This window comes from Clostridium sp. DSM 8431 (assembly GCF_900116755.1).
GTDB lineage: Bacteria > Bacillota > Clostridia > Clostridiales > Clostridiaceae > Clostridium.
The window spans coordinates 1-10,257 of the sequence record NZ_FPBY01000123.1; the positions used below are offsets into that span (position 1 = coordinate 1).

Genomic DNA, 10,257 nt, shown 5'->3' on the forward strand with positions numbered 1-10,257 from the left:
TTTTCTGTAACTTTATTCTTTCTTCTAAATTGTAGGGGAGTACATCCATAATAATATTTAAAATGTTTATTTAAATATCTTGTGTGGGAAAAACCTACTTCATTACATATTTCAGAAATGCTTAAATCACTATTAATTAAAAGTTTAACTGATTCTTCTACTCTTGTTAGGTTTAAAAGTGAAGTAAAACTTGCTCCTGTGGCATTTTTAATTTCATGGGATAAATAGTGAGGACTTAAGAATTCCTTCTTTGCTATTTCTTGAAGAGTAATATTATTACTATAGTTATTATAAATATATTTTGAAATTCTATGATATCTATCAAGTTGCTCTTTATTATCCTTTAATTCTGATTGCTCATAAATTAAATAATGAAAATTATTTATAAGATGATATAGAAGGTCAATTAATATTTTTTCTATTTCTTCATCATGGTTTTCTAATTTTTTTACATACTCAAAAAGTAGCTCACTTAGGAGTTTTCTAAAAGTATCGTATTCGATACCATCTTGAGCTCCTTCATCAGAAGTATTAGTATAAAAGTAGATATTTTTTATATCTTTATAGTATTTAGATAAGAACTTAGGGTCTATATGGAATATTAGAAGTCTATTGTCATTATCAGAAGAAATGCTATGACTCTCATCAACATTGATTATTTCAAGTTCATTTTCATATAGTTCGAAGGTGTCTGTATCTATGGATATTTTTATACTTCCCTGTAAAACATAAATTATTTCAATAGAGTTATGCCAGTGTATTGGATATTCCTTCACTGAAGTATAAGTAATTTCTAAAGGAAGGCTTGATGGATAGTTTATTAATTCTTTTCTCATAAGATTCTCCTTTTGTAAATTATACTAATGAAATTATATCAATAAATAGTTTTTTGAAAAAAGTTAAAAAAATATTCAAATACACTTTGACTTTCTTTGACCTTTGTATTATTATATACGTAAAGAAAAAATAAAACGTGAAATCCTAAAGGAGGTTTAGATATTATGGATATTGATAAAATGACATTAAGAGTACAGAAGGCATTAAGCGATGCTAACGTTATAGCAGTAAGAAATGATCATCAACAAATAGAAACTATACACGTATTTGCTGCTTTAATGGAACAGGAAGACGGATTAATTCCTAACATATTAAATAAGATGGGCATCAGTACAAAAGAAGTAACAGCCAAGATTAATTCCAAGCTAAGTTCTATGCCTAAAGTTTTGGGAGAAGGAGCAAATAGTTCTGGTGTTTATATTACAAGACAAGTTGAATCTGTTCTTGTAAAAGCAGAAGAAATTTCAAAACAATTTAAGGATTCTTTTGTAAGTGTTGAACATTTAATGCTAGCACTTATGGATGTAGATAGTAATGGACCAGTAGGTGAAATCCTTAAATCATTTAATATAAATAAAAAAGATTTTATGCAAGTTCTAGAACAAGTTAGAGGAAATCAAAAAGTTGATACACAAGATCCAGAAGGAACTTATGATGCATTAGCTAAGTATGGTACTAATCTTGTTGAACTAGCTAAAAAACATAAACTTGATCCTGTAATAGGTAGAGATGAAGAAATAAGAAGAGCAATAAGAATTCTTTCAAGAAGAACTAAGAATAACCCAGTACTTATTGGTGAACCTGGTGTTGGTAAGACAGCAATCGTAGAAGGTCTTGCAGAAAGAATAGTTCGTGGAGATGTTCCAGAAGGATTAAAAGACAGAATAATTTTCTCTTTAGATATGGGATCATTAATTGCAGGTGCTAAGTATAGAGGAGAATTTGAAGAAAGATTAAAAGCAGTTTTAAAAGAAGTTCAAAGTAGTGAAGGAAAGATTATATTATTTATAGATGAAATACATACTATTGTTGGAGCAGGTAAGACTGATGGAGCAATGGATGCAGGAAATCTTATAAAACCTTTATTAGCAAGAGGAGAACTTCACTGTATAGGTGCAACTACTTTTGATGAATACAGACAATACATTGAAAAGGATAAGGCACTAGAAAGAAGATTCCAACCTGTAATTGTAAATGAACCTACAGTAGAAGATACAATTTCAATATTAAGAGGATTAAAAGAAAAATTTGAAATCCACCACGGAATAAGAATTCATGACAGTGCAATAGTTGCAGCAGCAAAACTTTCAGATAGATATGTTCAAGATAGATATTTACCAGATAAGGCTATAGATTTAATTGATGAAGCAGGTTCTATGGTTAGATCAGAAATAGATTCACTTCCAACAGAACTTGATGTTTTAAGAAGAAAGAAATTCCAGTTAGAAACTGAAAAAGAAGCTTTGGAAAAAGAAAATGATGAAGGTTCTAAAAAACGTTTAGCAGCCTTAAATAAAGAATTAGCAGATATTAAAGAAAAAGATGATGAAATGACTGCTAAGTATGAAAAAGAAAAAGAACATATTATGGCTTTAAGAGACTTGAAGACTCAGCTTGATGATGCAAGAGGAGAAGTTGAAAAGTATCAAAGACAATATGATTACAATAAGGTAGCTGAACTTCAATATTCAACTATTCCAAGACTTGAAGAAGCTATAGCTAAGAAAGAAGCAGAAGTAAAAGAAAATTATGATGGTGCTTTATTAAAAGAAGAAGTAACTGAAGAAGAAATTTCAGAAGTACTATCTAAGTGGACAGGAATTCCTGTAAATAATCTTCTTGAAGGAGAAAGAGAAAAATTATTAAGACTTGATGAAGAACTTCAAAGAAGAGTTATAGGTCAAGATAGAGCAGTAGAAGCAGTATCAAGTGCAATTTTAAGAGCAAGAGCAGGATTAAAGGATGAAAACAAACCAATAGGTTCATTCCTATTCCTTGGACCAACTGGTGTTGGTAAAACAGAACTTGCAAAAACTTTAGCAAGAACTTTATTTGATACAGAAGATGCTATGATAAGAATAGATATGTCTGAATACATGGAGAAACATGCAGTGTCTAGACTTGTTGGAGCGCCTCCAGGATATGTTGGATATGAACAAGGTGGACAATTAACTGAAGCAGTTAGAAGAAGACCTTATTCAGTATTACTTTTTGATGAAATAGAAAAAGCACATCCAGATGTATTTAATATGTTCTTACAAATACTAGATGATGGTAGATTAACTGATAATAAAGGAAAGACTGTTGACTTTAAGAATACAATAATTATAATGACTTCTAATATTGGATCTCAATATCTATTAGATAATGAAGGTGAAGAAGTAAGTGATGAAAACAGAGAATTAGTAATGCAAGCTCTAAGAAGTAAGTTTAAACCTGAATTCTTAAACAGAGTTGATGATACTATAATGTTTAAACCATTATCTGAAGATGGAATTAAGAAGATTATTGAAATATTCTTAGATGAAGTTAGAGAAAGATTAAAAGATAGAAATATAACATTAGAAATTACAGATAAAGCAAAGAGCATTCTAGCTAGAGAAGGGTATGATCCAGTTTATGGTGCAAGACCACTTAAGAGATATATCCAAAATACACTTGAAAATAGCTTAGCTAGAAAAATTATAAAAGGTGAAGTTCATTATGGCTCAACTGTAGTAGTTGACGCTACTGAAGATGAATTAACACTTTCTACAAGGTAAATATAGCTTGTATTAAAAATCTTAAAATGCAGAAAATAATAGTGTAAAAAGAAAGATGGTAGTTCGAAAAAAGTAGAGCTACCATCTGCATTTTAGGAGGTTTTTATTATGGAATATGTAACAGCAGTAAATGATTATGTATTATTAATGCCTTCAGGAGAGCTTAGAGGCTTCAAAGATATTGATTCAGCTAGAGGAACAGTATATGAATATGATCTTAGAACCATTTTAGAAAATGTACATAGTGGTGGAGAATATGAATTCGATATGTACAGCCAGCAAAATGATGTAGGAATCATTGAGGGAGTTGAAAATGGAGAGTGTCAAATTTTTAATTTAGATGATTTTATTTCGAAAATAAGAGAATCAGCTATGTTTCAAGATGAAAAAGATGAAGTTATATCAAAGCTTTTAAGAGAAAATATAAACCTTAATGTTTATGAATATGGTTTATTTAATTTGTTAAATGAATGTGAAGTTGACTGGGCTTAATAAAAATGTATAAGGTATCTTATGAGATAACCTAGTGTTATTTCGTAAGATACCTTTTTTACTGCCTTATTTAGTTTTGGTTATTATTTTATGCCGTTTTCGTATTGTTGAACCATTCTTTTTACCATTTCTCCGCCAACACTACCACATTGTTTTGAAGAAAGATTTCCGTTGTAATCAGTAAATGGAACGCCCATTTCGTTTGCTACTTCATTTTTGAATTTTGCTAATCCGTTCTTTGCTTCTGGTACTAATGCGCTATTTTGTGACATAATATATTCCTCCTCTAAACTTGGTTTATATTTTTCGTAAAGTCTTGATTGACTTTACACTAGTATTTTGTGTAATAACTAAATATATAAACTATGATTTAACAGGTAATAAAGGAAAAATGTGCATCTATTTTTTTCTTCTATAAACTTTTAATAAACCAGTTACAACAGGTACAACTATTACAATTGAAATTAAAGCTTCTGGAATACCATTAGTTAATGCAATAGTACCTAATATTCCAGCAACAGCTGAACTTTCAATATCTTTTAATGCAGCGTATTGATTAGCAAAAAGAAGATATGTTAATCCAAGTACTCCTGCAGTATTTGTTAATGTACCAAAGAAGGCAGCAAAAGCAGAAGCTAGTCCTGGTTTGTTGAATTTATTTACAATAGCTTTATATACGTAGTAAGAAACTATTCCTATTAAAACCCTTGGTATAATTGCAACTATAGGCTTCATAAATATTGGTGATAATAAAGTTGGAGCAGTTATATTTTGATATATTGAAAATAATCCAAATACAAGTCCTACAGCTGCACCAATCACAGGTCCTTCAAGTATTGCTCCTATAATTACTGGAATATGCATTATTGTTGCTTTCATAAAAGGAAGAGGAATAAAACCAATTCCGCTCAGCCCCATAAATATACAGATTCCTGAAAGCATTCCAACTACGGTAAGCTTTCTTACGTTTGTCTTTTTATTAACTTTTTCCATTTTTAAAGTCCTCCGTTCTTATTCCAAAGTGGATATAATTCGGCAAATCTGAAGCGAGATTAATATTTGTTCAGTTTTTAAAAATACCGACTTAATAATTTTAACATGTTTACAATAAATATCAACATTATTAAATATTATCATTATCCATCAAAAGAAATAGAGCAAGGTAATTTATAATTGCAAATCTATAATCAATGATAGTAGCTACAATAAATATTATTCTAAATGTATTTACTGAGCAGTCAAAGTGTTTAGAAAGTGCAAAACATACACCTAAGAGCATTTTATTAGAATTATTAAATATTTTATTTTTTATATTCATATGTATTTCCTTTCAGGTTTTAAATTTTAAGTCTATTATAATTATAGCTAATAATCCATAAAAATATCTCAAAATATATAAATTATAAGAAATAGAGTATAATAAAATTGAGAAATACTTAGGGGGAAGGCATAATGACAAACATTGAGCGCAGAAAATATCCAGAGAAATCTTGGAGTATATCGAAGATGAAAGTAATAGAAAATTGTCTTAGGGAATATTACTATACTTATTATGGATCTCATAATGGATGGTTTTATGAATCTTCAGATGAAGCTAAAATGTCATGGAGACTAAAAAAACTTACTAATATAAATCTTATGTTTGGAGATAAACTTCATCATCTTATAAAGGATATTATAAAAAATGGGTGGGATGCTAATCCTAAAAAAATAGAAGCATATATTAGAAAACAGCTTAATGAAGGTGTTAAATCTAGTATTGAAAAAGAAAAAAGTGGTGAGTGGGATGAATATCCTAGAGGAGAAATGCTTCAGGAATATTATTATGGGGAAAAACTAAGTGACAAAGTAATAGGAGGTATAAAAAATAAGTTAGAATACTGTGCTGAAGGTTTTATAAAATCAAAAACTTATGAAGAGATAAAAACTAAAAAATGTACATTATTAGAAGCAGATGAAGAGAAGTTTAGCTATGTAATGATTAATGGGGTTAAGATTTTTACTATTCTAGATTTACTATATATAGATGAAGATGATAATTATTTTATAGTTGATTGGAAAACGGGAAAAGAAAGTGATTATGATGCAGAGCAGCTTATGGTTTATGTTTTGTATGTAATGGATAAATATAAAATTTCAATAGAAAATATAAATTGTAGAGTAGAATATCTTCTATTAAATAAATATGTAGAGTATAAATTTAAAGAAGAAGATATTGCTGTAATGAAAGAAAAAATAGATTTAGATATGAATGTGATAAATGCTATGCTTATTGATAAAACTTTAAATAAGCCAAAAGATAAAGAGTCCTTTGTTAAGTGTGACAATATTAATAAATGTAGAAAATGCAAATTTAAAAAAATGTGTTTATAAGGAGTAGATAAAATGAAATTAATAGACATAATTCAATTAACAGATAGTAAGTTTTTAAATATGTATAAACTAAAACTAATAAATAAAAAGGGAAATCCTAAGGATTATTATGTAGCAAGTAGAAGAAAAAGAGATAAACTATCTTGCGTAACAAAAGATCATACAGTATGTGATGGAGTTATGATAATACCTGTTACAGAAAATGATGAAGTAGTAATGTTAAAACAATTTAGACCTGCTATTTCAGATTATTTATATGAACTTCCAGCAGGAATTATAGATCCAGGAGAAAGTATTGAAGAGGCTGCTAAAAGAGAGCTTTTTGAAGAGACAGGATTAAAGGCTAAAAGCTATGAATTATACTTAAAACCAAGTTATACTTCTGTTGGTCTTACAGATGAAACAACTGCTATAGTAAAGATGGTAGTTGAAGGAGAAATATCTACAGAAAACACTGAGGATGATGAAGATATTGAAGTATTTAAATTAAAGATAAAAGATGCAAAACAGTTTGTTAAAGAACATAATGTTTCTATAAAGGCTGCTATTGTTTTGATGAATTTATAGTTCAAAATATACCATGTTTTTCTTAAAAAAACACTTGTTTTTATAGGGGAAACATGGTATTATTAGTTAAAAGATTTAAAAAAGGAAAATTTCATAAAAATAAATACTTGGGGTGAGAAAAAGACATGAAATTTCAAAGTACAAGGGGACTAGAAGCAGGTATTAAATCTGCAGAGGCAATAATTAGAGGAATAGCAAAGGATGGAGGACTATATGTTCCAGAATCTTTTCCTAATCTTTATGATTCATTAAAAAAAGAAAAATCATTATCTTATGAAGAACTTGCGTTTAAAATAATAAAGGAGTTCTTTTCAGATATAAATGAAGAAGAAGTTAAGAAACTTATGAATGCGTTAACTACTGATGGAGTTTATGAAGTTTCTGATAAGGTAAAAGAATTTGTAAATGAATTCTATGGTAACTTCGCTACAGAAGAAGAGGTTGCAGAAACAATAAAGAATGTATATCAAAATAAAAACTACCTAATGGATACACATACTGCAGTTGCTGAAACAGTATATGAGAAGTATGTTAAAGATAGCAAGGATAATAGAAAGGTGCTTATTGCATCAACTGCCAGTCCATATAAATTTCCAAGAAGTATCTGCTCTGCACTAGATATAGATGTGGATAAAATAAATGATTTTGAAGTTATAGATAAACTATGTGAAGTTACAAAGGTTCAAGTACCAGTAAACTTAAAAGGATTAGATAAAAAGCCTGTCTTACATGATGAAGTGTGGGATAAAGATGAAATGGAAGAGGCACTTTTATCTTATTTAAAGTAGGAGATAAAAAATGATTAAGGTAAGAGTACCAGCAACTTCAGCAAATATGGGGCCAGGATTTGATTCCTTGGGAATAGCTCTTAATTTATATAACGTATTTGCTTTTAAAGAAATAGATGAAGGAATAAAGTTTAAAGGCTTTCCAGAAGAATTTTGTAATGAAGATAATATAGTTTACCAATCTATGATGAAATGTTTTAATAAAGCAGGATATAAGCCAAAGGGATTGGAAATATCAGCATTAACTCAAGATATTCCAGTTTCAAGAGGTCTTGGAAGTAGCTCTAGCTGTATTGTTGGGGGACTTGTTGGAGCTAATAAAATAATTGGAGATAAATTTTCAAAAGATGAATTACTTGAAATGGCAGTAGAAATAGAGGGCCATCCTGACAATGTTGCACCAGCATTACTAGGAGAAATGGTTGTTGCTATATTAGAGAATAATAAGGTATACTATGAAAAGATAAAGGTTCATGATGGATTAAAGTTTATGCCGATAATACCAGACTTTAGATTATCCACAAGTGATGCAAGAGAGGTATTACCGAAAGAAATATCTTTAAAGGATGGAGTATATAACGTTGGAAGAGCATCCTTATTAGTAGCTGCTATGGCTCATGGAAATTTTGATTTACTTAAGTTTGCATGTAAAGAGTGTTTCCATGAAAAATATAGAAGTAAGTTAATTAAAGGTTTTGATGAAGTAAAAAATAAGGCTTATGAAGTTGGGGCATTAGGATCTTATTTAAGTGGAGCAGGACCTACAATAATGGCAGTTGCAAAAGATGATAATAAAGAAATATGTTATGAATTAAATAAATTTTTAGAGGCAAAACGATTCAACTGGAGCATTCATGAACTTTTTGTCGATAAGTTAGGGGCAATAGTTCTAGAAGGTGAAGAGTAATGCAAAATAATTTTTATATAATAGATAAAAAGGTTTTACCTGATGTATATGAAAAAGTTGTAAAAGCGAAGAAGTTGTTAAAAGAAGGAAAGGTAAAAGAAGTAACTGAGGCTACTAAGATTGCAGGAGTCAGTCGAAGTGTTTTCTATAAATATAGAGATTTTGTATTTGAGTTTTCAGAAAGTCCAAAGGGACATAAAGCTACTTTTAATATAATGATTATTGATGGAACTGGAGTTTTATCAAGTATTTTAAATCATATATCAAGTGTTGGGGGAAGTATTTTAACTATTAATCAGGGAATTCCTTTAAATGGTTATGCATATGTTAGTTTAACAATAGATATGAGTAACTTGAAGGGTGATATAAGTACATTAATAGAAGAATTATCTAAGCTAGATAAGGTTGAAAAAGTAGAATTTATTGCAATGGAATAGATTATGGAGCTGAAGTTTATAAGTATATAAACTTCAGCTTTTTTAATGCATAATATAAATAATTGTAGTTAAAATATATGTTTTGAATAATTTGTATTTTATATATTATATTACATAATTTTAAAATATATTATTTTTTGAGCATATATGCACAAAAAGGTGGTATAATTATACATGATGAGTGTATAATTATAAGTTTTTGTGAGTAATTATCCATAAAGGTTCAAAAAAAGTATTGACATGAAAAAAATGGTATATTAAAATGATATAAAGTTTAATAATTTAGTGTGTTAAATTATTAAAGCAAGGAGGGGCTTATGAGAAAGAAATATATTACACCTGAGGGAACTAGAGATATTGTTCTTGAAGAATGTGCTATAAAAAGAAATCTTCAAAAGGATATTGAAAATATTCTAGATGGCTGGGGATACGAAGAAATTATTACTCCAACAATAGAGTTTTACGATACTATAAATTCAGGATTTGAAGCACTAAGAGAAGAAGAGTTATATAAATTTTTTGATAATAAAGGAAAGATAATGGCTCTTAGACCAGATATGACAATTCCTATAGCAAGAGTTGTTGCATCTAAGTTTAAGGATATAAAAGATACATTAAGATTTAGATACTGTGCAAATGTATTTAGAGTTCATGAAAGTCTTGGGGGAAAAAAGAACGAATATACTGATTGCGGAGTAGAACTTATTGGGGAAAAGGCTGAAAACTCAGACCTAGAAATATTAGTTACAGCCTTAGATGTATTAAAGCTTTTTGAAAAATATAAGTACAAACTTGAAATTGGTAATATAAGCTTTTTCAATTCATCAGTAGAAGAACTTGATTTAGATTATGATGAAAGAAGAAAACTTTCAGAGCTTATAGATAGAAAAAGTCTTCAAGAATTAGAAGAATATTTAGAATCTTTAAATCTAGAAGAAAAATATAAAAATTTATTTATAAAACTTCCATGGCTTTTTGGGGGAAAGGAAGTTTTAAGTGAAGGAAGAAAGTATTGTTTCAACGATAAGATGAATGCAAGTATAGATTATTTAGAAAATATATCAAGGGAATTAGAAGAACTAGGATATGGCAGC

At 28.9% G+C, this 10,257-nt stretch carries 12 protein-coding genes; 8 read left to right on the plus strand and 4 right to left on the minus strand.

All coding sequences use genetic code 11. The features are described 5' to 3' along the window. Nucleotides 1-836 (minus strand): AraC family transcriptional regulator (locus BM384_RS12145; RefSeq protein WP_139232109.1); only part of this gene is annotated, 836 nt, incomplete at its 3' end. Between the two features lie 165 nt (nucleotides 837-1,001). Between BM384_RS12145 and clpB the strand changes: the two genes are divergently transcribed. Together clpB and BM384_RS12155 are read left to right on the plus strand one after the other, a co-directional pair. Then, complete coding sequence (gene clpB / locus BM384_RS12150; protein WP_090013966.1) at nucleotides 1,002-3,599, plus strand: ATP-dependent chaperone ClpB; 2,598 nt, start codon at nucleotides 1,002-1,004, stop codon at nucleotides 3,597-3,599. Between the two features lie 108 nt (nucleotides 3,600-3,707). Continuing rightward, nucleotides 3,708-4,091, plus strand: a complete 384-nt coding sequence (locus BM384_RS12155) for a hypothetical protein (RefSeq protein ID WP_090013967.1) — start codon at nucleotides 3,708-3,710, stop codon at nucleotides 4,089-4,091. A gap of 83 nt (nucleotides 4,092-4,174) precedes the next feature. On the opposite strand, the gene BM384_RS12160 is transcribed toward BM384_RS12155, so the two are convergent. The 3 genes from BM384_RS12160 to BM384_RS12170 form a co-directional block, all read right to left on the minus strand. Then, on the minus strand, nucleotides 4,175-4,363 hold the full coding sequence (locus BM384_RS12160; RefSeq protein ID WP_090013968.1) for an alpha/beta-type small acid-soluble spore protein: 189 nt from the start codon (nucleotides 4,361-4,363) through the stop codon (nucleotides 4,175-4,177). A 127-nt stretch (nucleotides 4,364-4,490) separates the two neighbouring features. Then, the gene (locus BM384_RS12165; RefSeq protein WP_090013969.1) at nucleotides 4,491-5,084 is read right to left on the minus strand and encodes an ECF transporter S component; all 594 of its coding nucleotides are present in this window, start codon (nucleotides 5,082-5,084) and stop codon (nucleotides 4,491-4,493) included. A 130-nt stretch (nucleotides 5,085-5,214) separates the two neighbouring features. Continuing rightward, a complete protein-coding gene (locus BM384_RS12170) occupies nucleotides 5,215-5,409 on the minus strand; it encodes a PspC domain-containing protein (protein ID WP_090013971.1) in 195 nt (64 codons plus the stop codon). Between the two features lie 134 nt (nucleotides 5,410-5,543). On the opposite strand from BM384_RS12170, the gene BM384_RS12175 reads away from it, so the two are divergent. The 6 genes from BM384_RS12175 to BM384_RS12200 form a co-directional block, all read left to right on the plus strand. After that, complete coding sequence (locus tag BM384_RS12175; protein ID WP_090013972.1) at nucleotides 5,544-6,464, plus strand: PD-(D/E)XK nuclease family protein; 921 nt, start codon at nucleotides 5,544-5,546, stop codon at nucleotides 6,462-6,464. A 12-nt stretch (nucleotides 6,465-6,476) separates the two neighbouring features. Beyond that, a complete protein-coding gene (locus BM384_RS12180) occupies nucleotides 6,477-7,031 on the plus strand; it encodes an NUDIX hydrolase (RefSeq protein ID WP_090013974.1) in 555 nt (184 codons plus the stop codon). A 125-nt stretch (nucleotides 7,032-7,156) separates the two neighbouring features. Then, a complete protein-coding gene (locus BM384_RS12185; RefSeq protein WP_090013975.1) occupies nucleotides 7,157-7,819 on the plus strand; it encodes a hypothetical protein in 663 nt (220 codons plus the stop codon). A gap of 10 nt (nucleotides 7,820-7,829) precedes the next feature. Next, nucleotides 7,830-8,726, plus strand: coding sequence for a homoserine kinase (gene thrB, locus BM384_RS12190; RefSeq protein ID WP_090013977.1), 897 nt, complete (start codon nucleotides 7,830-7,832; stop codon nucleotides 8,724-8,726). Continuing rightward, the gene (locus BM384_RS12195; protein WP_090013978.1) at nucleotides 8,726-9,163 is read left to right on the plus strand and encodes an ACT domain-containing protein; all 438 of its coding nucleotides are present in this window, start codon (nucleotides 8,726-8,728) and stop codon (nucleotides 9,161-9,163) included. Before thrB ends, BM384_RS12195 begins: the two co-directional genes overlap by 1 nt. 317 nt (nucleotides 9,164-9,480) lie before the next feature. After that, the coding region (locus tag BM384_RS12200; protein WP_090013979.1) for an ATP phosphoribosyltransferase regulatory subunit at nucleotides 9,481-10,257 on the plus strand (777 nt) is incomplete at its 3' end.